The 26833-nt window shown below is 60.5% G+C and carries 28 protein-coding genes; 16 read left to right on the top strand and 12 right to left on the bottom strand.

The annotated features are described in order from the left end of the window. Positions 1-1158, bottom strand: a complete 1158-nt coding sequence (emhA, locus tag PSH64_RS06435; RefSeq protein WP_146114720.1) for an efflux RND transporter periplasmic adaptor subunit EmhA — start codon at positions 1156-1158, stop codon at positions 1-3. Positions 1159-1422: 264 nt separating this feature from the next. Here emhA and emhR point away from each other — a divergent pair, with 264 nt between their 5' ends. Continuing rightward, complete coding sequence (emhR, locus tag PSH64_RS06440) at positions 1423-2055, top strand: efflux system transcriptional repressor EmhR (RefSeq protein WP_105348356.1); 633 nt, start codon at positions 1423-1425, stop codon at positions 2053-2055. 300 nt (positions 2056-2355) lie between these two features. Here emhR and PSH64_RS06445 read toward each other — a convergent pair whose 3' ends face one another. From PSH64_RS06445 to PSH64_RS06455, 3 genes are read right to left on the bottom strand one after another with little or no spacing between them, the layout of a single operon-like run. Next, positions 2356-3405, bottom strand: a complete 1050-nt coding sequence (locus PSH64_RS06445) for an alkene reductase (protein WP_105348354.1) — start codon at positions 3403-3405, stop codon at positions 2356-2358. 21 nt (positions 3406-3426) lie between these two features. Then, on the bottom strand, positions 3427-4593 hold the full coding sequence (locus tag PSH64_RS06450) for an MFS transporter (protein WP_019580900.1): 1167 nt from the start codon (positions 4591-4593) through the stop codon (positions 3427-3429). 34 nt (positions 4594-4627) lie between these two features. Continuing rightward, on the bottom strand, positions 4628-4930 hold the full coding sequence (locus tag PSH64_RS06455; protein ID WP_105348352.1) for a helix-turn-helix transcriptional regulator: 303 nt from the start codon (positions 4928-4930) through the stop codon (positions 4628-4630). 155 nt (positions 4931-5085) lie between these two features. Between PSH64_RS06455 and PSH64_RS06460 the strand changes: the two genes are divergently transcribed. Next, the gene (locus tag PSH64_RS06460) at positions 5086-5664 is read left to right on the top strand and encodes an ACP phosphodiesterase (protein ID WP_305480292.1); all 579 of its coding nucleotides are present in this window, start codon (positions 5086-5088) and stop codon (positions 5662-5664) included. Between the two features lie 125 nt (positions 5665-5789). Here PSH64_RS06460 and PSH64_RS06465 read toward each other — a convergent pair whose 3' ends face one another. Together PSH64_RS06465 and olsB are read right to left on the bottom strand one after the other, a co-directional pair. Next, on the bottom strand, positions 5790-6581 hold the full coding sequence (locus PSH64_RS06465) for a 1-acyl-sn-glycerol-3-phosphate acyltransferase (RefSeq protein ID WP_305480293.1): 792 nt from the start codon (positions 6579-6581) through the stop codon (positions 5790-5792). Next, entirely contained in the window at positions 6581-7336 is a 756-nt protein-coding gene (gene olsB, locus PSH64_RS06470) for an L-ornithine N(alpha)-acyltransferase (protein WP_019580897.1), read from the bottom strand. The genes PSH64_RS06465 and olsB overlap by 1 nt, the downstream gene beginning before the upstream one ends. 154 nt (positions 7337-7490) lie before the next feature. Here olsB and PSH64_RS06475 point away from each other — a divergent pair, with 154 nt between their 5' ends. From PSH64_RS06475 to PSH64_RS06495, 5 genes are all read left to right on the top strand, one after another. Further along, the gene (locus tag PSH64_RS06475; RefSeq protein WP_305480295.1) at positions 7491-8378 is read left to right on the top strand and encodes an acyl-CoA dehydrogenase family protein; all 888 of its coding nucleotides are present in this window, start codon (positions 7491-7493) and stop codon (positions 8376-8378) included. A gap of 183 nt (positions 8379-8561) precedes the next feature. Further along, positions 8562-9656 carry a serine hydrolase gene (locus PSH64_RS06480; protein ID WP_305480296.1) on the top strand — a complete coding sequence of 365 codons (1095 nt, stop codon included), beginning with the start codon at positions 8562-8564 and terminating at the stop codon, positions 9654-9656. Further along, complete coding sequence (locus tag PSH64_RS06485) at positions 9653-9979, top strand: amidase (RefSeq protein ID WP_105348339.1); 327 nt, start codon at positions 9653-9655, stop codon at positions 9977-9979. Before PSH64_RS06480 ends, PSH64_RS06485 begins: the two co-directional genes overlap by 4 nt. 77 nt (positions 9980-10056) lie before the next feature. Then, positions 10057-10647 carry a YceI family protein gene (locus tag PSH64_RS06490; protein ID WP_305480298.1) on the top strand — a complete coding sequence of 197 codons (591 nt, stop codon included), beginning with the start codon at positions 10057-10059 and terminating at the stop codon, positions 10645-10647. Position 10648: 1 nt separating this feature from the next. Beyond that, positions 10649-11806 (top strand): phosphatidylserine/phosphatidylglycerophosphate/cardiolipin synthase family protein, encoded by a 1158-nt coding sequence (locus tag PSH64_RS06495; RefSeq protein ID WP_105348334.1) that lies wholly within the window; start codon positions 10649-10651, stop codon positions 11804-11806. Positions 11807-11948: 142 nt separating this feature from the next. Here the strand turns inward: PSH64_RS06495 and bglX are convergent, their stop codons facing one another. Continuing rightward, the gene (bglX, locus tag PSH64_RS06500; RefSeq protein ID WP_305480299.1) at positions 11949-14240 is read right to left on the bottom strand and encodes a beta-glucosidase BglX; all 2292 of its coding nucleotides are present in this window, start codon (positions 14238-14240) and stop codon (positions 11949-11951) included. Positions 14241-14488: 248 nt separating this feature from the next. On the opposite strand from bglX, the gene PSH64_RS06505 reads away from it, so the two are divergent. The 4 genes from PSH64_RS06505 (at position 14489) to PSH64_RS06520 (ending at position 18024) form a co-directional block, all read left to right on the top strand. Next, positions 14489-15100 carry a LemA family protein gene (locus tag PSH64_RS06505; RefSeq protein ID WP_105348328.1) on the top strand — a complete coding sequence of 204 codons (612 nt, stop codon included), beginning with the start codon at positions 14489-14491 and terminating at the stop codon, positions 15098-15100. A gap of 43 nt (positions 15101-15143) precedes the next feature. Then, positions 15144-15884, top strand: a complete 741-nt coding sequence (locus tag PSH64_RS06510) for a YgcG family protein (protein WP_305480300.1) — start codon at positions 15144-15146, stop codon at positions 15882-15884. A 48-nt stretch (positions 15885-15932) separates the two neighbouring features. After that, the gene (locus tag PSH64_RS06515; RefSeq protein WP_105348325.1) at positions 15933-16550 is read left to right on the top strand and encodes a TPM domain-containing protein; all 618 of its coding nucleotides are present in this window, start codon (positions 15933-15935) and stop codon (positions 16548-16550) included. A 259-nt stretch (positions 16551-16809) separates the two neighbouring features. Beyond that, complete coding sequence (locus PSH64_RS06520) at positions 16810-18024, top strand: SAM-dependent methyltransferase (RefSeq protein WP_105348324.1); 1215 nt, start codon at positions 16810-16812, stop codon at positions 18022-18024. A 2-nt stretch (positions 18025-18026) separates the two neighbouring features. Here the strand turns inward: PSH64_RS06520 and PSH64_RS06525 are convergent, their stop codons facing one another. Then, positions 18027-19001, bottom strand: a complete 975-nt coding sequence (locus tag PSH64_RS06525) for a DMT family transporter (protein WP_305480301.1) — start codon at positions 18999-19001, stop codon at positions 18027-18029. Between the two features lie 304 nt (positions 19002-19305). On the opposite strand from PSH64_RS06525, the gene PSH64_RS06530 reads away from it, so the two are divergent. The 3 genes from PSH64_RS06530 (at position 19306) to PSH64_RS06540 (ending at position 20743) form a co-directional block, all read left to right on the top strand. Continuing rightward, the gene (locus PSH64_RS06530; RefSeq protein WP_105348322.1) at positions 19306-19887 is read left to right on the top strand and encodes a DJ-1/PfpI family protein; all 582 of its coding nucleotides are present in this window, start codon (positions 19306-19308) and stop codon (positions 19885-19887) included. A 14-nt stretch (positions 19888-19901) separates the two neighbouring features. Beyond that, the gene (locus PSH64_RS06535; RefSeq protein ID WP_007935755.1) at positions 19902-20207 is read left to right on the top strand and encodes a ribbon-helix-helix domain-containing protein; all 306 of its coding nucleotides are present in this window, start codon (positions 19902-19904) and stop codon (positions 20205-20207) included. A 191-nt stretch (positions 20208-20398) separates the two neighbouring features. Beyond that, the gene (locus tag PSH64_RS06540) at positions 20399-20743 is read left to right on the top strand and encodes a YegP family protein (protein WP_105348321.1); all 345 of its coding nucleotides are present in this window, start codon (positions 20399-20401) and stop codon (positions 20741-20743) included. A 130-nt stretch (positions 20744-20873) separates the two neighbouring features. On the opposite strand, the gene PSH64_RS06545 is transcribed toward PSH64_RS06540, so the two are convergent. Beyond that, on the bottom strand, positions 20874-21761 hold the full coding sequence (locus PSH64_RS06545) for a dihydrodipicolinate synthase family protein (RefSeq protein WP_305480302.1): 888 nt from the start codon (positions 21759-21761) through the stop codon (positions 20874-20876). A 29-nt stretch (positions 21762-21790) separates the two neighbouring features. Then, a complete protein-coding gene (locus PSH64_RS06550) occupies positions 21791-22573 on the bottom strand; it encodes an aldolase (RefSeq protein ID WP_305480303.1) in 783 nt (260 codons plus the stop codon). 108 nt (positions 22574-22681) lie between these two features. Here PSH64_RS06550 and PSH64_RS06555 point away from each other — a divergent pair, with 108 nt between their 5' ends. Then, entirely contained in the window at positions 22682-23224 is a 543-nt protein-coding gene (locus tag PSH64_RS06555) for a helix-turn-helix domain-containing protein (protein WP_105348317.1), read from the top strand. Positions 23225-23333: 109 nt separating this feature from the next. Here PSH64_RS06555 and PSH64_RS06560 read toward each other — a convergent pair whose 3' ends face one another. Further along, positions 23334-24353, bottom strand: a complete 1020-nt coding sequence (locus PSH64_RS06560; RefSeq protein ID WP_305480305.1) for a DUF4917 family protein — start codon at positions 24351-24353, stop codon at positions 23334-23336. Between the two features lie 156 nt (positions 24354-24509). Here PSH64_RS06560 and yiaY point away from each other — a divergent pair, with 156 nt between their 5' ends. Further along, complete coding sequence (gene yiaY, locus PSH64_RS06565; protein ID WP_105348075.1) at positions 24510-25658, top strand: L-threonine dehydrogenase; 1149 nt, start codon at positions 24510-24512, stop codon at positions 25656-25658. Here yiaY and PSH64_RS06570 read toward each other — a convergent pair. Continuing rightward, complete coding sequence (locus PSH64_RS06570) at positions 25655-26821, bottom strand: MFS transporter (protein WP_305480306.1); 1167 nt, start codon at positions 26819-26821, stop codon at positions 25655-25657. The two genes, yiaY and PSH64_RS06570, sit on opposite strands and share 4 nt — an antisense overlap. Positions 26822-26833: the final 12 nt, after the last annotated feature.

The raw sequence follows: 26833 nt of genomic DNA on the forward strand, positions 1-26833 counted from the left end.
TTACTCCCCTTTGCCGCCGACAGCGATTTTGGCTGTCTGTGCGGGGGCCGGGCTCTTGGCGCCAACGTTGGTGGCTTCAGTGGCCTTGACTTCAACGCCAGGTCTGACGAATTGCAGCCCTTCGGTGATCAGGCGATCGCCAGCCTTCAGGCCATCTTCAATCAACCATTGGTTGCCGACAGTACGGCTGGCTTTGAGCTGACGCAGTTCGACCTTGTTGTCCGGACCCACGACCAGTGCGGTCGGGGTGCCTTTGAGGTCGCGGGTCACGCCTTGTTGCGGAGCCAGAATCGCCGCGCTGTTCACGCCGGATTGCAACTGCGCGTGAACGAACATGCCCGGTAGCAGGGTGTGATCAGGGTTCGGGAACACGGCGCGCAGGGTCACGGAGCCGGTGGTCTGGTCTACCGAGACTTCAGAGAACTCGAGCTTGCCGTCCAGTTTGTACTGGCTGCCGTCTTCTAGGGTCAGCTTGACCGCGGCGGCGTTGTCGCCCGCTTTTTGCAGACGACCGCTTTCCAGTTCACGGCGCAGCTCAAGCAGCTCCACCGAGGACTGGGTCACGTCGACGTAGATCGGGTCCAGTTGCTGGATGACCGCCATGGCGTCGCTCTGGCCGCTGCTGACCAGCGCGCCTTCCGTCACCGACGAACGGCCGATGCGACCGGAGATCGGTGCGTAGACCTTGGTGTAGCGCACGTTGATCTGGGCGCTCTGCAGAGACGCTTCCGATTGCAGGCGGTTGGCCAGTGCCGTGTCGTATTCCTGACGGCTGACGGCCTGCTCGTCGACCAGTTGCTTGTAGCGATCCGAGATCGACTTGGTCGAACGCAGGTTGGCTTCAGCGCTTTTCAGGGTCGCGTCATAGACCGACGGGTCGATCTGATACAGCTGCTGACCGGCCTTGACGTCGCCGCCTTCCTTGAACAGTCGTTTAAGAATGATGCCGTTGACCTGTGGGCGAACTTCGGCGATGCGGAACGCACTGGTGCGCCCCGGAAGTTCGGACGTCAGGGTGAAGGCTTGTGGTTGCAGGGTTACGACGCCGACCTGAGGGGTGGGTGCGGCAGGTGCCGCCTCTTCCTTTTTACATCCGCTGAGCAGCGATGCCAGGGCGAGGGCAGTAACCAGAGCGGTAACAGCTGGCTTGAATTGCATGAAGATCCTCGGGTCAGGCGCGCATGTTGCGCACAAGAAAGGTGGAAGGTTAAAAAATTTTACCGGGTGGATAAGTAGCTTGCTAAGGAATATACTTACGTTCATGGTTGTTTGTAAAGGCCTTGGCGGCGTATCCACACGGTTACAAAATCCGTTCAAAGGTTTGAATTGTAGGCCTGAGACGAAGCCCGAGAGCGCTCGTCCCACTTTTATTCAGCGGATATTCAGACATCGCTGAGGCACCCTGATTGAGGTTGTACTGCCATGGTTCGTCGTACCAAAGAGGAAGCTCAAGAAACCCGAAGCCAGATACTCGAAGCGGCAGAGAAAGCCTTTTTCGAGCGGGGTGTGGCGCGCACGACGCTGGCGGATATCGCTACTCTGGCCGGGGTGACTCGTGGGGCTATCTACTGGCATTTCAGTAACAAGGCAGATCTGCTGCAGGCGATGCTCGATACCCTGCATGAACCACTGGATGAAATGGCCAAGGCCAGTGAAAGCGAAGATGAACTCGATCCGCTGGGCTGCATGCGCAAGCTGCTGATTCATTTGTTTCAACAAGTTGCCATGGACCCGAAAACCCGACGCATCAACGAGATTCTGTTTCATAAGTGCGAATTCACCGATGAAATGTGCGACCTGCGCCAGCAGCGCCGAACGGTCAATCTCGATTGCAATGTGCGAATCGCGCTGGCCTTGAGTAATGCAGTGAATCGGGGGCAGTTGCCGGAAAACCTCGACGCTGCCCGCGCGGCCATCAGCCTGCATGCCTATGTCGATGGCATCCTGTATCAGTGGCTGTTGGCGCCCGAGAGTTTTCAACTGCACGCCGACGCCGAGCGTTGGGTCGATGCAGGGTTGGATATGCTGCGCTTGAGTCCCAGCCTGCGCAAATGAAACAAAATGCGTAATTGGATCCGTTTGTGTCAAGGCATGACGCGGGGAATATCCCTGCTTCGCGCGCCTTTTTGCATTGGGGTGCTTTTATATACGTACGTTCGCCAGGTTGATAGGTAGCGAGCTACGTATTTTGTAGGGATTTTGTGTCGAGTATGTGAATGAGTGTGAACGCCCCGGCTACAAGGGCGCCGAGTAGCCGACCAAAGGCATCGCATTTACCTCAGTGGCCTTTGATCTTCCATACGCAAAAGCCCCGGCTCTTTCGAGTCGGGGCTTTTGCGTTTCAACGGCTGATGCTTATAGCGCCGGGTAGTCGATATAGCCAACCGGGCCCTTGCCGTAGAACAGTTCCGGACGAGGCTCGTTCAACGGCGCATCGGCTTTCAAGCGTGCCGGCAGATCGGGGTTGGCGATAAAGGGTACGCCGAACGCCACCGCGTCAGCCTTGCCGCTGGCCAGCCACTCGTTGGCGCTGTCCTTGGTGAAGCGTTCGTTGGCGATATATGGGCCGCCGAAGGCTTCTTTCAGTTGTGGGCCGAGGCTGTCGGCGCCTTCTTTTTCGCGCGAGCAGATGAACGCGATACCGCGTTTGCCCAGTTCGCGAGCGACGTAGGTGAAGGTCTCGGACAGGTTGTCGTCGCCCATGTCATGGGAATCGGCGCGCGGTGCCAGGTGCATGCCGACGCGGCCAGCGCCCCAGACTTCGATCACGGCGTCAGTCACTTCCAGCATCAGGCGCGCGCGGTTTTCCAGGGAGCCGCCATAGTTGTCGGTGCGCTGGTTGGTGCTGCTTTGCAGGAACTGGTCGAGCAGGTAACCGTTGGCGCCGTGGATTTCCACACCGTCGAAACCGGCGGCCTTGGCATTCTCGGCACCCACGCGGTAAGCGTCGACGATGTCGGCGATTTCAGCGGTTTCCAGGGCGCGCGGGGTTGGGTAGTCGGCCAATGGACGAACCAGGCTGACATGGCCTTTAGGCTGGATGGCACTCGGTGCGACCGGCGCTTCGCCGTTCAGGTACGAAGGGTGGGAAATCCGACCCACGTGCCACAGTTGCAGGAAGATTTTGCCGCCCGCGCCGTGGATCGCTTTGGTCACGTTGCTCCAGCCGCGCACCTGGTCGTTGGACCAGATACCGGGCGTGTCCGGGTAACCGACGCCCATCGGCGTGACCGACGTGGCCTCGCTGAGGATCAGGCCGGCAGAGGCGCGCTGCACGTAGTACTCGGCCATCAGCGCGTTCGGCACACGGCCTTCGTCGGCGCGGCAGCGGGTCAGCGGAGCCATGATGATGCGGTTGGCCAACTCGAGGTCGCCCAGTTTGATCGGATCGAAAATAGTCGTCATGAAAAAGCTCTCTTTTAGCGATCAGTTAGTAGCAGGGGCCAGTTCGGCATCGCCGCTCTGACGGAAAGTAATCAGGGTTACCAGCAGGGCGAGCACTGCCAGTGCGGCGGCGGCCAGTGGCACGCGGGTCAGGCCGAAGCCATGGGCGATGACGCTGCCGCCGACCCAGGCACCGAGTGCGTTGCCGACGTTGAAGGCGCCGATGTTCAGGGTCGACACCAGGTTCGGTGCAGCCTTGCCGAAGGTCACCACATTGACTTGCAGTGCCGGCACGGCGGCAAAGCACGCGGTGGCCCAGAGGAACAGGGTGATTTCGGTCGGGATCAGGGCCACGCTGGTCCAGGTCAGCACGGTGGAGACCACCGCCATGGTGATGAACACGCCGATCAGCGTCGCCGCCATGCCTTTGTCAGCCAGCTTGCCGCCGATGATGTTGCCGACCGTCAGGCCCAGGCCGATGAGCACCAGGGTCCAGGTCACGCCGCGTGGCGAGACACCGGTGACCTCGCCCAACAGGGGGGCTACATAGGTGAATAAGGTGAAGACCGACGCGGCGAACAAGGCGGTCATGCTCAGCGACAACCAGATGCCGGCCCCCTTGAGGGCGCGCAGTTCGGCGCGCATGTCGAGTTTCTCTTCATCACGCTTGGCCGGCAGGAAGCGGATCAGGCCGATCAACGCAATCACACCGATCACGGTCACCGCCCAGAAGGTCGAGCGCCAACCGGCTTCCTGGCCGAGCGCGGTGCCCAGCGGTACGCCGAGGACGTTGGCCAGGGTCAGGCCGGTAAACATCAGAGCCACGGCCGACGCGCGTTTATTGGCCGGCACCAGGCCTGCCGCCACCACCGAACCGATGCCGAAGAACGCGCCATGGCACAAGGCGGTGACCACACGGGCAAACATCAGGACGTTGTAGTCACTGGCCAGGGCGCAGAGCAGATTGCCGATGATGAAAATCCCCATCAACGCTACCAGCGCGGCCTTGCGCGGCAGCCTGGCGGTGGCCAGTGCCATGAACGGCGCGCCGATGGCCACGCCCAGGGCGTAACCGGTCACCAGCCAGCCGGCGCCGGGAATCGATACGCCGAGGTCCGCCGCCACATCGGGCAGCAAGCCCATGATGACGAACTCGGTGGTGCCGATGGCGAAGGCGCTCAAGGCCAGAATGAGTAGCGAGAGAGGCATGGTTGATTCCTTATCGGCGTACTGACGTAAAGGGTCAGAGCTCTTTGCTGAAGGTGCGGAGGAATTCCTGGATGGTTTCCTCGTTGCGTTTGAAAAAATGCCACTGGCCGACTTTGCGGCTGCTGATCAGGCCGGCGCGTTGCAGGGTCGCCAGGTGTGCGGACACCGTGGACTGCGACAAACCGCAACGTTGATCGATTTGCCCGGCGCAGACGCCGTGCTCGTTGCTATGGGTCTGGTCGGGGAATTCGACGGTCGGGTCTTTGAGCCAGTGCAGGATTTCTCGCCGTACCGGGTGTGCCAGGGCTTTTATTATTTCGTCGAGGTCGAGGTTCATGATTTGGGGCTCGTGATGAGTAAAACGCTATATCGCGATGGGGCGAACTTTAAATCGGTATTTCGCGATATACCAATATGGTTTTGATCTGATAACTGCATAAATCGGTATATCGAGTTATAACGATATGGATGGCGCAGTGCTAAGCTGCGCCCATGAACTATCTCGCACATCTACACCTTGGTGGTCAGCGCCCCGGTCAAATGCTCGGCAGTCTGTATGGCGATTTCGTCAAAGGGCAGCTGCAAGGGCAGTTCGATCCGGAGATCGAGGCGGCCATCCAGCTGCACCGCAGCATCGATGTCTTCACCGACCGTCATCCGCTGGTGGATGTCTCGTTGTCACGGTTTTCCATGACGCGCCGACGTTATGCGGGGATCGTGCTCGATGTGTTTTTCGACCATTGCCTGGCCCGGGACTGGACGCATTACGCGGAACAGCCGCTGGCGCAGTTCACCTCCGACGTTTACCGAGTGCTGTTGGCCGAGCCACAGTTGCCGGAGCGCCTGGCGAAGATTGCGCCGCACATGGTGGCCAATGACTGGTTGGGGGCTTACCAGGAGTTCGATGTGCTTGAGCAGGTGCTGCGGGGGATTTCGCGCAGGTTGACCCGGCCCGAGGAACTGGCCGCGGCGATGCAGGAGTTGCGGGTTTTGTATGAGCCGTTGAGCGAAGACTTCAGGTTGTTCTACCCGCAGCTTCAGGATTTTGTGCAGCGTCAGCCAGCGGCATAAAAAACCTGTGGGAGCGGGCTTGCTCGCGGAAGCGGTGTGTCAGTCGACATCAATGTTGAATGAAAAACCGCTTTCGCGAGCAAGCCCGCTCCCACAGGGATTGGCGTTCCTTCAGGGGATTTGTGTCAGGCCGCGATGGCAGGACGTAGCGGCTCCGGTTGCGCCTGTGGAATCGCCCCGAACAACGCCTTCTGCACCGCCTGCTGCGCCTCGAACGCCAGCGCAGCACGCTCCCGGCCCTGGCACTCGATCGGCTTGAGCAGATGAATCTCCACTTCACCCCGGTCATTGGCGAACAAGCGCATCAGGTGCGACAGCAAATCATCATCGCCAATGAACGGTGCCAGGGTATCGAGCTCGCCATTGCGCAGATAACGAATCGCCACTGGTTGCAGCGCCACTTCGGAATCGATCGCCGCGGACAGCAAACGACCGTGGAAGGTGCGCAGCGAGCGGCCATCGGTGGTGGTGCCTTCCGGGAACATCAGCAGCGGATGTTCCTGTTCCAGATGGCGAGTCATCTGTTTGCGGATCAACTGGCTGTCGCCCGAACCACGGCGAATGAACAGGCTGCCTGCCTTGGCCGCCAACCAGCCCGCCACCGGCCAGGTGCGCACTTCGGCCTTGGACAGAAACGACAGCGGCGTGAGCATGCCCAGCAGCGGAATGTCGGTCCAGGACACGTGATTGCTCACCCAAAGCATCGGCGTCGTCGGCAATTGACCATGGACGGTCACGCGAAAGGGCAGGGCATTGCTCAGCCGCGCCATGAAAAACCGCGACCAGCGCTGGCGACGGACCATCGAATGGGCAATCCCCAGTCGCTCGAACACGCCGAACACACTGGCCATGCTCAAGCCCAGCGTCACCACCATCAGCACTCGCGCAATTCGCGCGTACACCCGTAAACGGCTCATTACACGGCCGCCTTGAAGTGCTTGGCGTAACGCGGGCAGAGCTCGTCGCGCTTGAGCAGGATGAACACGTCGGCCACCTGGAAGTCTTCGTCCCAGCACGGCTCGCCGCAGATTTTTGCGCCCAGGCGCATGTAGGCCTTGAGCAGCGGCGGCATTTCGGCGATGACGTTGGACGGAATATCCAGCGTCGGCAACGGCTTCTTCGGCTCGGCCCGCAGGTGTTCGGTGCACAGGTAGCGTTCGCGCAGGCGCTGCATGATCGCATGGGCCTGGATGCCGCCGTCCTGCATCGGAATGCTCGCGCATCCCATCAGATAGCTGTAGCCGCCCTGGTTCAGCACTTCGGCCAGTTCACCCCAGAGCACGGCGATGGTGCCGCCGTTGCGGTAGGCCGGGTCGACGCAGGTGCGACCGATTTCCAGGATCGGGCCTTTGAGATGGACCAGGCCATGCAAGCTGAATTCTTCTTCGCTGTAGAACTTGCCCAGGCTGCTGGCGGCGGTGTGGTCGAGCAAACGAGTGGTTGCCACCAGACGCCCGGTATTCAAGTCACGTACGCCGATGTGGGCGCAGTGAACATCATAGTCATCCATGTCCAGACCCAGCTCCGCGCCTTTCAGTCTGGCGTTGAATTCGCCACTGAACACGTTGAAGCGCAAGGCCTGGGCTTCCTGCAGCGCCTCGGCGCCCACCAGGCGTTCGGCTTGCAGGCGGCGTTCATTGCCGGTGTCGCTGATGCGGGCGATCTGAGTCATTGTGAGTCTCCGTACGGGCTGTCCACCCTTCTTGGGTTGCAGCCGATCGACTTTCTTTATGCAGCCGTGTTGTGCAAAGTCAGGCTATGTAGCCCCGGTGTCATCGCCATGAAGCTTTGGTGATGCTTATATGACAGCCCACAAGGAGCCTCTTATGCCCTGGCAAACCCTGTTGAACCGCAGCGATCGCCTGCCCGCCGACCCAGACCTTGGTGAAGGCTTCGCGACCTTGCTGCACCGGTTGGGTACGGTCACGCCGTTCGAACTGGCGGTGAACGGCGGTCGGCTGATGGCGACACCGGGGCTGGCGTTTCTGGTGGGGTATCAGGCGGCGCTGCGCATGCTCTGGCCGAGCGCGCCGCTGAGCCTCGGTGCGTTGTGTGCGACCGAGCAGCGCAGCTTGCGGGTGGCGGACATGCAGACCCGGCTGCGCGATCTGCGCTTGAGCGGGCGCAAGGATTTCGTCACCGCCGGCGATGCCGCCGACTGGCTGCTGGTGGCCGCTCGCAGCGAAGAGCCCGGTGAAGCTCCCCGCTTGAGTCTGGCGGTGGTTTACCCCGGCGAGCCAGGCGTGCGACTGGAAAAACTCGCACCGATGCCGTTGATGCCCGAGATCAGCCACGGTCGGCTGTTTCTCGACAACGCGCTGTGCGAATTGCTGGCGGGGGATGGCTGGGATGCTTACGTCAAACCGTTCCGCACCCTGGAAGACATTTATGTGCTGAGCGCCATGACCGCGTGGCTGTTCGGCATTGGCCAGGACAATGACTGGCCGCCCACCTTGCAACTGCGTTTACTGGCGCTGCTGGCCGGGTGCGCGGAAGTCAGCCGCCAGGCGCCGAGCAATCCGGCCGGGCATGTGTTGCTGGGGGGGTTGTTTGCGCAATTCGACGGGCTCAAGGCTGAAGTGAATCAGGCCATGACCGACGGCCCGCCGCAGTGGGCGGCGATGTGGCAGCGCGATCAGGCCGTGATGGATCTGGCGGCAGGGGCGCGGGGCAAGCGGTTGGCCAAGGCGTTGGCGGAATCTTCGTTGGGTTGACGGGCCTCTTCGCGAGCAAGCCCGCTCCCGCAGTTGATCTGCGGTGTTCACACATTTTGTGCTCACCACAATCCCTTGTGGGAGCGGGCTTGCTCGCGAAGGCGATCTCTTGGATGACGCAAATTCCAAAACTGTCATCCAGCTCGACTAGGCTCTGCAGGTTCATTCTCCGAGCCTCCCACCATGTTCAAAGGCCTGTCCCTGACTATCACTCTGCTGCTCAGCCTCACGGCCCAGGCCGAAAACTGGCCGGCCGAGCAATGGATTCCCGGCCCGACAGTCACAGGCCCAGACGTTCAGGCCCTGGAAAACTACGCCTTTCCACCCCGCGACGAGGCCACTCACCAAGGCATCCGCACCGACGCCCTGCTGGTGATCCGCGACGGCCAGCTCGTCTATGAACGCTACGCTGGCCCGACCCGCGCCGACACCCCGCACCTGACCTGGTCGATCAGCAAAAGCCTGATGGCCGTGGTGCTCGGTGTGGCTTATGGCGAAGGCCTGTTCAAACTGCAGGACCCGGCGGTGCAGTTTTATCCAGCGCTGGAAAAACACCCCGCCGTGACCATGGCCGATCTGCTGCACTGGGCCTCGGGCCTGGATTGGCAGGAAGACTATGAATACGCACCGTTGAAGTCCTCGGTGGTGGCCATGCTCTACACCCGTGGTCACCGCGACATGGCCGCGTTTACCGCCGACCACGAAACGTACGCCCGGCCCGGCCAGGCATTCCGTTACTCCAGCGGCGACAGCAACCTGCTTTCCGCCGCGTTGAAAAACATCGTCGGCCCAGCCCGCTATCCGGATTATCCGTGGACCGCGTTGTTCGAACCCTTGGGGATTCGCGGCGCGGTTTGGGAAGCGGACGCCACGGGGACATTTGTCGCGTCATCCTATGCCTACCTCACCGCCCGGGACCTGGCCCGCGTCGGCCTGTTGATGGCGCGCGACGGTCGTTGGCGCGAGCGGCAGCTGCTGCCCAAGGAGTGGGTCGACTTCAGTCGTGAGCCGTTCGTCCACTACCGAGCCAACCAGGATGAAGCGGTGCCTGGCGGTCATTGGTGGCTCAATCGGGCAGTGGACGGCGCGGCACAACCCTGGCCCGATGCGCCCGTCGACACCTTCGCCGCGTTGGGCCATTGGGGCCAGGCCATGTACGTGATTCCCAGCGAAAAACTGGTGATCGTGCGCTACGGTGATGATCGCGACGGAAGTTATCGGCACAACGAATTGCTCAAACTCGCGCTCAAGGCGTTTGCCATGCAGGTGCAGCCATGAGCCGCAGTTTTGTCCGCCGTCGACCGTTCAGCACGCTGTTGCTGGTGCTGCTGATCGCCATGCTCGGCTGGGTCTGGCAGGAGCGTGTCGCGCTGTGGGCGTTCCCGGACATCATCAGCGCTTACACCGCCAAGGAATATTGCTCGTGCCGCTACGTGATGAACAATCCGGCGGCGTATTGCCTGGGCTATGTGAAGCAGTATTTGCCCGCCAGCGGTTTCGTCGATGATGCCGCGAGCAAGCGGGTGACGGTCGGCGGCATGGGGCGCAGCAACAGCGCACAGTGGATCGGCGAGCGCCAGGGTTGCCGTCTGCAACCCTGAACTTTCCTGTGCCGCAGGTTTGCAACTGACTCGCGGACAGTTAAGGTTCGCTCAGGTTTATCTGCCCATGAGTCTCTATGTTCAACCGCTTTGTCTGCAAAACCCTCGCTTTCCTGCTGCTGGCCGGTGTCACCGTGTCGGCCCAGGCCAATTGGTATCTGGACGGCGAGTCCTCGCGGCTGTCGTTTGTCAGCACCAAAAACGCCAACATCTCCGAAGTGCAGCGCTTTCTGGTGCTGCATGGCAAGGTCGACCCCAAGGGGCTGGCCGAGGTAGAAGTCGAGCTGGAGTCGGTCAACAGCGGCATTCCGCTGCGTGACGAGCGCATGCGCAAGGCGCTGTTCGAGATCCAGACGTTTCCCGAAGCGCTGATTACCACGCAGATCGACCTGCGGCCAATCAACGACCTGGCGCCGGGTGCGCAACTGGAATTGCGCTTGCCGGTAACCGTCAACCTGCATGGCAAGCAACACCAATACAACGCCGAACTGCTGGCGACCCGTCTCGATGACCGGCGCTTTCAAGTGGTGACCCTCGAACCGTTGGTGATCAGCGCCGAAGATTTCGACCTGGCCCCGGGCCTGGAAAGCTTGCGCAAGGTCGCCGGTTTGTCGGCCATCAGTCTGTCGGTGCCGGTGAGTGCGGTGCTGATTTTCACGGCGCGCTGACATGCGTGGTGCAATTTTTCCGTGGCGCGAAGGCAATAGCTTTGAATTGCTGATCGACGGCCCGCAGTTTTTCCCGCGCATGCTGGTGGCGATTGCTCGCGCCGAAGAACAAGTTGAACTGGAACTGTACCTGGTAGAGGCGGGTGCGTGCGCCGAGGCCATGGTTCAGGCGCTGGTCCAGGCGGCCGAACGCGGCGTGCGGGTACGCTGTCTGTTCGATGACTATGGCAGCCTGGCCTTCACCCTGACTTTGCGTCAGCGCCTGATGGCCGCCGGTGTCGAGTTGCGCTTCTACAATCGCCTGAGCTGGCGACGCTGGGTGGGCAACTTCTATCGCGATCACCGCAAGTTGCTGCTGGTGGATCAATCCCTGGCGGTCGTTGGTGGCACCGGGGTCACCGATGAGTTCTGGTCACCGGGCGAAGACACCTGCGAATGGCACGAAGTGATGGTGGAAATCACCGGTCCCCTGGTCATCGACTGGCAATTGCTGTTCGATCGCCAATGGATCGCCAACCGCTATCGGCGTGCCTGGAGACCCGTTTCGCATTTCGGTTTACCGCGCCTGCCGCGGGTGCCGGTCATGGGCGAGGGCATGGGCCGGGTGGCCTATGCCGACGCCCGCCAGCATCGGGACATTCTGCAATCGCTGGTTCGCGCGCTGAACAGCGGCAAGCAGCGAATCTGGCTGGCCACGCCGTATTTCCTGCCGACCTGGAAAGTCCGCCGCTCGCTGCGCCGGGCGGCGAATCGTGGCATCGACGTGCGTCTGTTGCTGACCGGCCCGCGAACCGATCACCCATCGGTGCGCTACGCCGGGCATCGCTATTACCCGAGACTGCTCAGGGCCGGGGTGAAGATCTTCGAGTACCAACCGTGTTTCCTGCACCTGAAAATGGTGTTGATCGATGACTGGGTGAGCATCGGCTCGTGCAACTTCGATCACTGGAATCTGCGCTTCAACCTGGAGGCTAACCTCGAAGCCCTGGACCCCGGACTGACCCGGGCGGTGGCGGCGAGTTTCGAGAATGACTTTGCCTTGAGCCAGGAAGTCAGCCTCGAAGCCTGGAAGCGCCGACCGTTGTGGCGGCGGGTCAAGCAGCGGGTGTGGGGATGGGTGGATCGGCTGGTGGTGAATCTGCTGGATCGGCGGGGCTGAACCCAATCTTCAAAACACCCAAAAACCAATGTGGGAGCGGGCTTGCTCGCGAAGGCGGTCTGACAATCAACATCTCTGTTGAATGTTAAGCCGCCTTCGCGAGCAAGCCCGCTCCCACAGTTTTATTGCAGTGTGTCAGGGATTACAGCAACTCAAAGCTCTGCTGCGTCACGTCCTGAGAGTCCAGGCCGATCTGCACGTTGAACTTGCCCGGTTCCGCGGCGTACTTGAGTTGGGCGTTGTAGAACTTCAGGTCATCCTCGGTGATGGTGAAGTGCACGACTTTCTGTTCGCCGGCCTTGAGCATTACTTTCTGGAAGTTCTTCAGTTCCTTGACCGGGCGGATCATCGAACCGGTCACGTCCTGGATGTACAACTGCACCACGGTTTCGCCGTCACGCTTGCCGGTGTTTTTCACCACCACGCTGGCGTCGAGCTTGCCGGTCTTATTCAGTGTGGTCGACGACAGCGCCATGTCGGTCAGGCTGAAGTTGGTGTAGCTCAGGCCGAAGCCGAACGGGAACAGTGGCCCCGTAGTGTCTTCGAAATACTGCGAGGTGTAGTTGCCCGGTTTGCCCGGCGTGAACGGCCGGCCAATGCTCAGGTGGTTGTAGTAGGTTGGAATCTGACCCACCGAGCGGGGAATGGTGATTGGCAATTTGCCCGACGGGTTGTAGTCGCCGAACAGCACGTCAGCGATAGCGTTGCCGCCTTCGGTGCCGCTGAACCAGGTTTCCAGAATCGCATCTGCCTGCTCTTTCTCTTCGAGAATCGACAGCGGACGGCCGTTCATCAACACCAGCACCAGCGGTTTGCCGGTGGCTTTCAACGCCCGGATCAGCTCGCGCTGGTTGCTCGGGATGTTCAGGTCGGTGCGGCTCGACGATTCGTGGGACATGCCACGGGATTCGCCCACCGCAGCCACTACCACATCAGCATCCTTGGCGGCTTTTACCGCTTCGTCGATCAACACGTTGGCCGGGCGCGGATCGTCCACCACTTCTGACGCATCGAAGTTGAGGAAATTGAGGTAGTCGAGGATCTTCTTGTCGTCGGTGATGTTCGCGCCACGGGCGTAGATCAGCGTCGACTGCGCGCCGAGGGCATTGGTCATGCCGTCGAACAGCGTGACCGATTGCGCCGGTCTGCCGGCGGCGGCCCAACTGCCCATCATGTCGATCGGTGCTTTGGCCAATGGGCCGACCAGCGCGATTTTCGCGGTTTTCTTCAATGGCAGGGTGTCACCCTGGTTCTTCAGCAATACCTGGCTGCGGCGCGCGACATCACGGGCCTCGGCGCGGTGCAGGCGGCTTTCGGCGTAGGTGTCGGCCGGGTCATCCTCGGCCTTGCCGATGCGCAGGTACGGGTCTTTGAACAGGCCCATGTCGTACTTGGCTGCGAGCACTTCACGCACGGCGTTGTCGATGTCTTTCTGTTCGATCTCACCGGCTTTCAACAGTCCTGGCAATTCCTTGCCATAGAGGGTGTCGTTCATGCTCATGTCGATGCCGGCCTTGATCGCCAGCTTCGCCGCTTCGCGACCGTCCGCGGCGACGCCGTGCTTGATCAGCTCGAAAATCGCCCCGTGGTCACTGACCGCCAGGCCCTTGAAGCCCCATTCCTTGCGCAGCAGGTCATTCATCAACCAAGTGTTGGCGGTGGCCGGCACGCCGTTGATCGAGTTCAGTGCAACCATCACCCCGCCGGCACCGGCGTCGATCGCGGCGCGGTACGGTGGCAGGTAATCCTGGTACATCTTGACCGGGCTCATGTCGACGACGTTGTAGTCGCGACCGCCCTCGACCGCGCCGTACAAGGCAAAGTGCTTGACGCTGGCCATGATGCTGTCGGCCGCGTTCGCACCACTGCCCTGGAAGGCCTTGACCATCACCCCGGCAATCCGCGAAACCAGATAGGTGTCTTCGCCGAAACCTTCGGACGTGCGGCCCCAGCGTGGGTCGCGGGAGATATCGACCATTGGCGCGAAGGTGATGTCGAGGCTGTCCGCCGCGGCTTCCTTGGCGGCGATGCGTCCCGACAGGCCGATGGCATCCATGTCCCAGCTCGAGGCCAGGGCCAGGGGAATAGGGAAAATCGTGCGGTGGCCATGGATCACGTCATAGGCGAAGAACATCGGGATCTTCAACCGGCTGCGCATGGCCGCGTCCTGCATTGGACGGTTTTCCGCGCGGGTGATCGAGTTGAAGGTGCCGCCGATATTGCCGGCGGCGATTTCCTTGCGGATCAGCTCCCGAGGCATTTCCGGGCCGATGCTGATCAGGCGTAACTGGCCGATCTTTTCATCGAGGGTCATTTGCTTCATCAGGTGGCTGATGAAGGCATCCTTGTTTTCTATCGGTGCGGGCGTCGTGGCGGCCAATACGGTATGACTGGCCAGGCTGACGAACAGGCCCAGCAAACACAGCTTCTTCATGAATGTTTTTCTCAAAAGGCCCAAGCGGCCGTGAATACGCGCCGGTCAGCCAAAATTTCGGGAGCGACTATTGTTGTTTGAGCATTGTTCTGAAAAATGCAGCACACTTCTAAACTGTTTTTTTGCTGGGCATCTTTTAGCCCATTGGCTCGATGCAATCCAGTAGCGGCGCAGATTATGCCCCAAGAGCCGGGTTCGAAGTTCGCCGGTTGTTTCATCAACGGAATGTGCAAGGGAGCATCAACCAGATGAATGTACGACACCACTATCGCTCGGGCCTGCAGGTTGCAGCCTTGATGTTGCTGACCACTGTGCTGGCGGGTTGCGGTATCAACACGATCCCGACCCTCGATGAACAGGCCAAGGCCGCCTGGGGCCAGGTGCAGAACCAGTACCAGCGCCGCGCCGACCTGATCCCCAATCTGGTGGAAACCGTCAAGGGCTATGCCAAACACGAGGAAGAAACCCTGACCGCGGTGGTCGAAGCCCGGGCCAAGGCGACGTCGATTCAGGTGGATGCCAGCACGCTGGATAATCCGGAAAAGCTCAAACAGTTCCAGCAGGCGCAGGATCAGCTGACCGGCGCGCTGAGTCGGTTGATGGTGGTGTCCGAGCGTTATCCGGACCTCAAGGCCAACCAGAACTTCCTGGCGCTGCAATCGCAACTTGAAGGCACCGAGAACCGTATCGCCGTGGCGCGTCGCGATTTCATCCTCGCGGTGCAGAAATACAACACCGAACTTCGTACTTTTCCCGGTCGCCTGTGGCACACCGTGATGTACAGCGATTTGCCGATCCGCGAAACCTTCGAGGCCACCAGCCCCGGTGCCGAGAAAGCGCCTGAAGTGAAGTTCCAGTAGGCGCTGGGCCGGGTTTGAAGTGCCACCAAGGATGAGGTTGCCAATGCGTGTGTTGAAAGTGGGCCTGGTGCTGTTGCTCTGGGTGTTTGCCCTGACGGCCCGGGCCGAGTTGAAGTTCCCGGAATTGACCGGGCGGGTGGTGGATAACGCCCAAATGATCGAGCCAGCGGTGCGCGAGCAGCTTGTTCAGCAGCTTAATGCCCACGAGAAAACTACCGGCGAGCAGTTGGTGGTGGTCACATTGCCGGACCTGCAGGGCGCCGATATCGCGGATTTCGGTTATCAGCTGGGGCGCTACTGGGGCATTGGTCAGAAGGACAAGAACAACGGCGCACTGCTGATCGTTGCGCGTGCCGAGCGAAAATTGCGGATCGAAGTCGGTTATGGCCTGGAAGATCGCCTGACCGATGCGCAGAGTTCGGTGATCATCAATCAGGTGATCACGCCTGCGTTCAAGGCTGGCAACTTCAGCAAGGGCATCAGCGATGGCGTCTCGGCAATGCTGGTGGTGCTGGGGGGCAACCCGTTGAACGAGCCGTCGACGGTGTATGAGTCGCGTGGCAATCAGGAGAGCGATTTCGTTGCGCGGCATCCGGGGATATTCGTGTTCCTGGTGTTGCTGTTTATCCTGACGGTCTTCGTCGGCCAGATGTTCGGTATTCTGCCAAGTGGAGGGGGTAGAGGCCGGGGCGGTTTCGGTGGCGGAGGTTTTGGGGGCGGTGGTGGTGGCTTCAGTGGCGGTGGGGGCAGTTTCGGTGGCGGCGGTTCGTCGGGCGGCTGGTGATGACACGGCAGGAAACATAACAACAATAGCGAGCAGGCACTCATAGACATGGCATTACTGACTGAACACGAACAACGCAAAGTCGCCGAGGCGATTGCCCGGGTCGAGCGCGATACCGACGCCGAACTGGTGACGGTGCTCGCGGCCCGCGCCGACGATTACGCGTACATCCCGTTGCTGTGGGCCAGTCTGCTGGCGCTGGTGGTGCCGGGTATCGTGCATTACCTGACTGGCTGGCTGACCATGCACAGCCTGTTGCTGGTGCAATGGGTCAGTTTCATCGTGTTGTGCCTGGTGTTCCGGATTCCGAAAGTCACCACTCGCCTGATCCCGCGCTCGGTCCGTCACTGGCGTGCCTCGAACCTGGCGCGCCGGCAGTTCCTGGAGCAGAACCTGCACCACACCGTGGGCGGCACCGGCATGCTGATTTTTGTCTCCGAGGCCGAGCGCTATGTGGAGATCCTGGTGGATGAAGGGATTTCCAAACGGCTGGATAACAAGAACTGGGACGCGATCGTGGCGGCGTTTACGCAACAGGTGAAACAGGGGCAGACGTTGCAGGGCTTTGTGACGTGCATCGAGGCGTGCGGCGAGTTGCTCAAGGTGCATGTGCCGGTGACCCAAGTGCGCAATGAATTGCCGAATCGGTTGGTGGTGTTGAGCTAAAAACCAGATCCCGGCAATGACGCGTTCTTGTAGCAGCTGGCGCAGCCTGCGTTCGGCTGCGAAGCAGTCGCTAATTCGCCTGGATACGGTCTATCTGATACACCGCGTATTTTGACTTTACGACTGCTGCGCAGCCGAACGCAGGCTGCGCCAGCTGCTACGGATCGCACCGTTTGGTAAATAACTGCGTGTCCCGAACGGCCATCCCCCCTAAAATACCCGCCATTCTCCGATTCGCACCGCCCGAGGCCGTTTTTTCATGTCTGTCACCGCCACCCCCGCCAGCCTCGCGCCGGATCACCACGCCCAGTTCATCGACCTGCTGCAAACCAGTCTCGATCAGAACGCCTTCATCAAACTGGTGCTGGCCAAATACGTCGGCGGCGAAGCGGATTTACAGCGGTTGATCATCAAGCAGCTGACGGTCAAGGATCAGCCGTGCCTGTCCTTCGTCTACCGCTACAAGACCCGCGACATCACCAAGAACCTGCCGATTGCCGAAGGCGTGGCGAGCATTGCCGCGCTGTTACCGGCGTCGTTCAAGAATGCGCATTTACTGTCATTGACCGACGAAGCCCAGCTCGAATACAGCAAAAAGGGCAAGTCTTCGCTGTTCAAGAGCAAACCCCAGCAATTGCGCGAGGTACCGTCCGCCGAGCACAACCGTGAGAAGAACCGTTTCCTCGACCTGAGCCGGCCGTTCCTCAAGGACCTCGGCGTGACCAACGCGCAGCACGAACTGATCCCGGCGATGTCGCGCAAGTGGAAGCAGATCAACAAGTTCATCGAAGTCTTCAGTCACGCGCTGACCTCTTCGCCGCTGGCGCTGGACAAGCCGGTACGGGTGGCGGATTTCGGCTCGGGCAAGGGTTACCTGACGTTCGCGATCCATGACTACCTGCGCAACACCCTGAAAGCCGAGGGCGAAGTGACTGGCGTCGAACTGCGCGAAGACATGGTCAAGCTGTGCAACAGCGCGGCGGCGAAGCTGGAGCATCCGGGGCTGGTGTTCAAATGCGGTGATGTGCGCAGCGTGGCGCCGAGCGAGCTGGATGTGATGATCGCGTTGCATGCCTGCGACATCGCCACCGACTATGCGATTCATACCGGCATTCGTTCCGGCGCTTCGATCATCATGTGCTCGCCGTGCTGCCACAAACAGATCCGCCTGCAGATCCAGAGCCCGGCATTACTCAAGCCGATGCTGCAATACGGCCTGCACCTGGGCCAGCAGGCGGAAATGGTCACCGACAGTTTGCGTGCGTTGTTTCTGGAAGCCTGCGGCTACGAGACCAAGGTGTTCGAGTTCATCTCACTGGACCACACCAACAAGAACAAGATGATTCTGGCGGTCAAACGCGCCGAGCCGGTGGACCCGGCTCAGTTGTTGGTGAAGATCCAGGAACTGAAGGATTTCTACCACATCAGCGAGCATTGCCTGGAAACATTGCTGCGGGCTGATGGCTACCTCTGAGGCTACCTCTGATCCTGTGGGAGCGGGCTTGCTCGCGAAGACGGATTATCATTCAACATTGATGTCGACTGGCACTCCGCTTTCGCGAGCAAGCCCGCTCCCACATGGGGTTTGACTGCGGTCTTGCGCCCGAGCATCACCGTCACGATCACCCCGGCTGCAAACAGCCAGGTAATCGGTTCGACCTGCTCACCAAAGAACAACGCCGAAAACGCGATGGTGAAGAAGATCTGCAGCAACTGGATCTGACTGACCCGGGCAATGCCGCCCATGGCCAGCCCGGCGTACCAGGCAAAGAACCCGATGAACTGCGAAAACAGCGAGACATAACCGAAGGCCCACCAGGTCTTGGCCGAAATCTCGCCCTGATGTTGCAGCGCCAGGTACAACACCGGCCCGATCAGCAACGGCGTCGACAGCACCAGCGCCCAGCAGATCACCTGCCAACCGCCCATCTCCCTGGCTAACCGGCCGCCTTCGGCATAACCCAGCCCACCCACGGCAATCGCCCCGAGCATCAGCAAATCACCGGCCTGAATGCTGCCGGCGCCGCTGATCAGCGCATAACCGAGCACCAGTGCACTGCCCAGCGCGGCGCAGGCCCAGAAGGCTTTCGACGGACGCTCATGGGACAGCCACGCGGCATATAGCGCCACGCACAGCGGTTGCAAGCCGTTGACCAGTGCGCCGTGGGAGGCGGGCAACGTCTGCATGGCCCAGGCCGACAGCACCGGGAAACCGAGAATGACACCGGCGATCACCAGCGTCAGGCCTTTGATCTGTTTCCACGTGGGCCATTTTTCCCGGTGCCACAGCAACAGCAGCGCTGCCGGAATCGCCGCGAACAGCGCACGACCGAGGCCGTTGAGCAGCGGATGGAGTTCTTGCACGACGATTCGTGTGAAGGGCAGGGTCAGGCTGAAGATAACGACGCCGAGCAGGCCGAGGGCCATGCCGGTGTTTTCGCGTGAAGACATGATGGCAACCAGAATCGAAGGTGGCGGGAACAGCCTTTATCTAGCCATAAACCATTGGTTTCGCACTATTACAGCTAGGTGCTGAGTAATCCGTACAGTTTGAGGACACCTTCGCGAGCAAGCCCGCTCCCACATTTAATCTGCGGCGAACACATCATTCACTGACACTGAAGACCTAATGTGGAAGCGGGCTTGCTCGCGAAGAACGATGACGCCGTAGTAACTGGTTATTACCCGACCCGCCGGATAAGGACTACCTTGAATACTCCTGCAGGCCCACGCATTTCCCAGAGGAGTCCTCCCCATGGCTGCTAAAAAAATCCTGATGCTGGTCGGTGATTACGTCGAAGACTATGAAGTGATGGTGCCGTTCCAGGCGCTGCTGATGGTCGGTCACACGGTGCATGCCGTTTGCCCGGACAAATCCGCCGGCCAGACCGTGCGCACCGCGATCCATGACTTCGAAGGCGACCAGACCTACAGCGAAAAACCCGGTCACCTGTTTGCCCTGAATTTCGATTTCGCCAAGGTCGATGCGGCGGACTACGACGCGCTGCTGATCCCGGGCGGTCGTGCGCCGGAGTACCTGCGGCTGAACGAAAAAGTCCTGGCGCTGGTGCAAGCGTTCGACAAGGCCGGCAAACCAATCGCCGCCGTGTGTCATGGCGCGCAATTGCTGGCCGCCGCCGGGATTCTTGAAGGTCGCGAATGCAGCGCCTACCCGGCCTGTGCCCCGGAAGTGCGCCTGGCCGGCGGCACGTACATCGATATCCCGGTGACGGAAGGTCATGTTCAAGGCAATCTGGCCACTGCTCCGGCCTGGCCGGCGCATCCGAGCTGGCTGGCCGGTTTCCTCGGGTTGCTGGGCACCAAAATCACGCTGTAACGAGGGACCTGTCCATGTGCGAGCTCTACGTCAAGGCCGACCCGATTCTCTACGAATCGCGCTCCCGCTCGCTGCGCATCTGCGGGGTGGTCACCACCCTGCGGCTGGAGAACCAGTTCTGGGACATCCTCAGCGAAATCGCCGAGGTCGATGGCATGACCACCAATCAGTTGATCGCCAAATTGTATGAAGAGGTGATGGACTACCGCGGCGAAGTGGTGAATTTCGCCTCGTTCTTGCGGGTCAGTTGCATGCGCTATTTGAGTCAGCGCCGAGTGCAGGCGCCTGAGTTGTCGGTGGTGCGGGCGGTGGTGAAGTAGGGCGGTTTTGTTCAGGCCTTACCGGCCTCTTCGCGGGCAAGCCCGCTCCCACAGTTGACCGGGTTGTTCAGCAGGATGCGGTCTGATGGGGGAGCGGGCTTGCCCGTGAAGGAGCCGGTACAGGCGACAGAAATCCTGGCTTGGTCTTTACTCTGAAGCGCGAAACCTCTCAATCGCCAAGGAGCAAGAACATGTCTGGATGGTACGAAGTGAGCAAAACCAGCAATGGTCAGTTCAAGTTTGTGTTGAAAGCGGCCAACGCCGAAACTATTCTGACCAGCGAGCTCTACACCACGCGCAAAGCGGCCGACAGCGGTATCGCCTCGGTCCAGGCCAATAGCCCGCTGGACGAACGCTACGAGAAAAAAAACACCAAGGACGGCCATCCTTACTTCAATCTGAAGGCCGGTAACCACGAGATCATTGGCAGCAGCGAGTCCTACTCGTCCGATGCCGCGCGGGATAAAGGCATCGCCAGCGTCAAGGCCAACGGCCCGACCACGGTGATCAAGGACAAGACCTTGCCGGTGTTCTAAACACACCGCTGATCAACTGTGGGAGCGGGCTTGCTCGCGAAGGGGGCTTAACAATCAACGAAGATGTTGAATGTCAGACCGCTTTCGCGAGCAAGCCCGCTCCCACAGTGGTTTTGTGTGTGGCTGAAGATCAGCGCAATGCGTTTAACAAACCCTGCAACTGACCGCTGCCTGCCTCACCCAACGCAAACACCGGCAGCCGCGGGTCACCCGCTTCCAGCCCGGTCAGGCGCAAACCGGCCTTGATGGTCGCCGGCAGGCCGCCCTTGAGGATGAAGTCCAACAACGGCAACTGGCGATAGAACAGTTCGCGAGCCTTGCTCAGATCATTGGCCAATACCGCTTCGTACAAGTCGAGATTGAGCTGCGGGATCAGGTTCGGCGCCGCTGTGCACCAGCCTTTGGCGCCGGCCGCGAACGCTTCCAGTGCCAATGGATTGCAGCCGTTATAGAACGGCACCCGGCCTTCGCCCAACAGTTGCAGTTTGTGCATGCGCTGAATGTCGCCGGTGCTTTCCTTGACCATGGTGACGTTGTCGACGGCGTTGAAAATCCGCAGGATCAGCTCCACCGACATATCGGTACCGCTGGTGGCCGGATTGTTGTAGAGCATGATTGGCACGCCGATGCTCTCGCCGATGGCGCGGTAGTGGGCGAGGATTTCCGCTTCGCTGAGTTTCCAGTACGACGCCGGCAGCACCATCACCACGTCGGCGCCGTGGGCCTCGGCGAAACGCGCGCGGCGCACGGCTTTGGCCGTGGTCAGGTCGGACACGCTGACGATGGTCGGGACACGTTTGGCGACGTGCCGGATGCTGAATTCGCTGACCTGATCCCATTCCCCATCGCTCAAATAAGCGCCTTCGCCGGTGCTGCCCAATGGGGCGATGGCGTGGACGCCGCTGTCGATCAGGCGGTCGATGGAACGCCCGAGCGCGTCGAGATCGACGCCTTCGCCCTGGGCGGTGAACGGGGTGATGGTGTAGCCGATGATGCCGTGAATGTTTGCGGTCGACATGGCGTCTCTCCTTTCAAGAATGAGTGGGGTCAGTTCAGGCAATCGGCGTGTTGGCGCAGGTTCTGCCGGGCGTAATAGTTGAACGCGGCGGCGTGGCGCTTGGGCTTGGATATCCAGTCATGGGCTTCACGGCCCAGCTCGGGAAGAATCGGTTTGATCGAACCCGCGGCCATGGCCAGCAATTGCAACTTCGCTGCGCGTTCGATCAATTGCGCAATGACGCAGGCTTCTTCAATGGTCGCGCCGGTGGACAACTGCCCATGGTGGGAAAGCAGGATCGCCCGCTTGTCGCCCAAGGCCCCGGCAATCAGTTCGCCTTCTTCATTGCCCACGGGCACTCCCGGCCAGCCTTCGAGAAATGCGCAGTCGTCGTAGAGTGGGCAGAAGTCCATGTGGGAAATCTGCAGCGGTACTTCCAGCATCGACAGCGCCGCGACGTGAGTCGGGTGCGTGTGAATGATGCAGTTCACGTCCGGCCGGGCGCGGTACACCCAGCTATGGAAGCGGTTGGCCGGGTTGGGCATGCCGTGGCCTTCAAGCACTTCCAGGTCTTCGTTGACCAGCAACAGATTGCCTGCCGTGATCTCGTCGAAACCCAGCCCCAGTTGCTGGGTGTAATAGGTGCCTGGTTGCGGGCCGCGGGCGGTGATTTGCCCGGCAAGGCCGGAGTCGTGACCGTTTTCGAACAGAATGCGGCAGGTCAGGGCCAGCTTTTGCCGGTCGGTCCACGTATTATCCGCCAGGGTGTTTTGCATCTGGTTCAGCGCTTGCTTGACCAGTTGCTCTTTGGGCAGTGCTAATGTCTTGGCCATATCGGTGTCCTTCGGTGGATCATGCAAATGACACAAAAAATGCTATATGACACATTGTGTCATTGGCAAGGACAAATCGTTGCCTCCTTGATGGATTAATCGCTCCGCATGTCTATCCGTTTGAAATTATTGAGAAAAAAACTTGGCGTGACGCTGGAGGCCCTGGCCGAAAAATCCGGCATGACCAAGAGCTATCTGTCGAAAGTCGAGCGTGGGCTGAATACCCCGTCGATCGCGGCCGCGCTGAAACTGGCCAGGGCGTTGAATGTGAAAGTCGAGGAGTTGTTTTCCGAAGACAGCGTCAGCCTCGACAGCTACAGCCTGGTACGCAGCGACGAACGCCAGTCCCTGGCCGCCAACGACCAGAGCCCGGGTTATGCAGTGCTGGCCCGTCAGGTCAGTGAGCGCAGCCTGCTGCCGTTCATCATTTACCCGCCGACCGAGTTCACCGACAAAACCTTTAAGGAACACTTGGGGGAAGAGTTTCTGTTCGTCCACGAAGGGCAGGTGGAAGTGGACTTCATGAACGAGCGGGTGCTGCTCAATCGTGGGGATGCACTGCACTTCAATGCGCAGAAACCCCATCGCATCAGGTCAGTGGGCGAGGTGCAGGCGCAGTTGCTGGTGGTGGTGCACAGCGCCGAGGAATGAGTTGGCTTCAAAAGCTTCGCGAGCAAGCCCGCTCCCACAGGGGATTTGTGTACACCGCAGACCCAATGTGGGAGCGGGCTTGCTCGCGAAGGCATCAGCCCGGTCGCCTCTAAGCTTCGACCGGAACCGATAACTTTGGACTACCCAGCGCATGGGTCTTCGAATCAAAAAACCGCAACTCCACACCCGTCCCTTCGAACACCTTCGTGTAATGCCGTTTCTGATGCTGGATGAACGCCTTGCTGCGCGGGTAAATCGAGATCGCTACGACTTTCGGCTTCGCCTGGCGCAACGCATGAACGATGTGACTGTCCTGCTCGCCAAGGGCCTGCCCGAAGATGCACAACCCGTCGCCATGGCCCAGTAACTGGTCGTAGCAGAACGACAGGTAATCCGAACTGCGAATCGTCTTGAGCTTGTCCTGCGCCGGGCCTTCGTTGACGAACAGCGGCACGTCGTCGAGGGTCTTGATCGTATTGTTGATGGCGAAATTGCCCAGCAACGTCCCTTCGGTCGACATCAGTTTGCGCGCCGTGCCGTCCTGATTGCGCACCAGATGCAGGCCGCCGTGCAGGTACAACAAACGTGGCTTGTCAGTGGCGCTGGCGCTCAAATCGAAGCTCGGCTCGGCACCCTGGAACAGATCGGTAACGACGTCCGGCCGATGCTGGATCGCCCAATAGCTGAGCAAGTCGTAGTTGGTGGTAAACACCGTCCGATAGCTGCCCAGTTCCTGATTGATGGTCGCCAGCGTCGAAGGCTTCACCAGCCGCCACGGGATGTGTACCGCGTGCACGGTGTTGATCAGCGCTTCCTTGATTGCGTAGTAGCGATTGCGTGGTGCCGCAGAGCTGACGGCCAGGGCCTTGTTGACCCGGCTGGTGGTTTTCAGCGCACTGAGAACCTGCTCGAAACTGCGCGTCTGCATCGCGTCGAACACGCTCAGCTCGGACTGGCTCAGCGGTTTTTCTTCGACGGTGCGGGCGTTTTCGAACAGCGAATCGTAGCCGAAGTCGTCCCACACGGCGCGGCTGGCGCCGTTACCCACCAGCAGGCCGCCGAACGAGGCGGTGGCGCGCAAGGCGTTCCAGTCTTCAAGGTGGGCATCGACATCCTGGAAATCGGTCATTGCGTTAGTCGTCTCGAAGCAAAAGGTCTGATGGACGGCGACTTTATCACGCCCCGACGTTGAGCCAGATCAAGGAACGACGTGACTGATCGGTCGACCCTGTGCGCACCCGCCGAATCGACATTGCCGATTCGGTTTCAGCCAGGAGACTTGCGCATGAGCAGTACGTTTTTCATCCCCGCCGTGAACATCATGGGTAACGGTTGCCTCGACGAAGCCATGGACGCCATCGGCAAGTATGGTTTTCGCAAGGCACTGATCGTCACCGACACCGGGCTGGCCAAGGCTGGCGTGGCGACGATGATTGCCGAGAAACTGGCGATCCAGGACATCGACTCGGTGATCTTCGATGGCGCCAAGCCGAATCCGAGCATTGCCAACGTCGAACTTGGCCTGGGCCTGCTCAAGGAAAGTCGCTGTGATTTCGTAGTGTCTCTGGGGGGCGGTTCGCCCCACGACTGCGCCAAGGGCATCGCCTTGTGCGCCACCAACGGGGGGACGATTCGTGACTACGAAGGGGTCGATCGGTCGGCCAAACCCCAACTGCCGCTGATCGCGATCAACACCACCGCCGGCACTGCCAGCGAGATGACCCGTTTCTGCATCATCACCGATGAATCGCGCCACGTAAAAATGGCCATCGTCGACCGCAACGTTACGCCGCTGCTGTCAGTCAACGACCCGGCGCTGATGGTCGCCATGCCCAAGGGCCTGACCGCCGCCACCGGCATGGACGCATTGACCCATGCCATCGAAGCCTACGTCTCCACGGCGGCCAACCCGATTACCGATGCCTGTGCGCTGAAAGCCGTCACGTTGATCAGCAACAACCTGCGCCTGGCGGTACAGAACGGCAGCGACATGACCGCGCGGGAAAACATGGCTTACGCGCAATTCCTGGCGGGCATGGCGTTCAACAATGCGTCCCTTGGTTACGTTCACGCAATGGCCCACCAGTTAGGCGGGTTCTACGACTTGCCCCATGGCGTGTGCAACGCGGTGTTGCTGCCTCACGTGCAAAGCTTCAACGCGCTGGTTTGCGCCCCTCGCCTGACCGACGTTGCCCACGCGATGGGGGCCGACATCCGCGGGCTCAGCCCGGAAGAGGGCGCGCAGGCGGCGATCACGGCGATCCGCAGCCTGGCCAGGGACGTCGACATCCCCGCCGGTTTGCGTGAGCTCGGTGCCAGGCTCAATGACATCCCGGTCCTGGCCAGCAATGCCCTGAAAGACGCCTGCGGGCTGACCAACCCACGGGCGGCGGATCAGCGGCAGATCGAGGAGATTTTCCGCAGCGCGTTCTAAGCGTTTCGACGGCCGGGCGCGAGCACTACGCAAAGTAGCGCGCCCAAGGCCAGCAAGGTGCATAACAGCGACAAAGGCCATGCCTGCTGGCTGGCTGCCAGGCTGGCGATACCGCCGATAACGGCGGCCATCAGTTGATGAGTGAAACCGCTCAACGCCATCGCATAAGCACCGCCGACCGGCGAACCGTGGTTGGCCAGGGACAAGCTGATCGGGTAAATCAGCGATTGGCCGAATACTGCAAAACAATAGGGCAACCAGAACAGCAGCGCGATAGACGTGCCTGCGAGGCTACCCAGCAACATGACTGCGCTGCCGGCCAGTATCAGCCCGACGCCCACCGTCATCAGCCATTGCTGACCGGTATGCAGTACGAAGCGATTGACCGCCACGGCCCCGAGAAAGTACGCCGCGCTGATGGGCCAGCCCAACAAGCCGTATTCCACTGCCGACCACTTGAAGGCGCCTTGCAGAATCAGCGGAGCAGCGGTGTTGAACGCGACAATCACCCCATACCCCAAGCCACCGGCGAGGGCCGGTAACAGGAAGGCCCTATGCTGCAGAATGTGCCCGTAGCTCGTCCAGGCGGATGATGGTGTGTTCTCTTCTGCCAGCATCGGGAACGTGACCCGCGCCACCACCAGCGCCATCAACAGGCTCACACCACCCAATAAGTAGAAAATCGCTGACCAGCCTAGTGTCACCTGGATGATCGACCCCAGGTATTGGCCGATGCCCAGCGCCACCACAAAGGAAATCGATATCCAGGACAACGCCTTGGCCAGCAGATCGCCGCGAAAACTGTCGCGGATCAGCACCCGGGCCATGACTGAAATCCCGCTGGCGCCAATCCCCTGAATCAGGCGAAAAACCAGGAACGACTCAAGCGTCTGGCCCAGGGGCAGGGCCAGGTTGCCCAGCCCATAGAGGCCGAGCGCCGCGAGCAACACCGGTTTGCGGCCAATGCGCTGGCCCAGGCTGCCCCAGAACAGCATCGGCAGCGCCATGCCGATCAGATACACCGCCAATCCCCATGAAATCTGCGAGGCATCGGCGGACAGATCACCGGCAATTTCCGGCAGCGCCGACAGGTAAATGCTCATGCCCAATTGAGCGAGAAATACCGTGCAGCAGGTGATGAGGAGGGTGGTGCTGCTCTTCATTTGATCTTCCCT

The organism is Pseudomonas sp. FP1742 (genome assembly GCF_030687145.1).
Classification (GTDB): domain Bacteria; phylum Pseudomonadota; class Gammaproteobacteria; order Pseudomonadales; family Pseudomonadaceae; genus Aquipseudomonas; species Aquipseudomonas frederiksbergensis_D.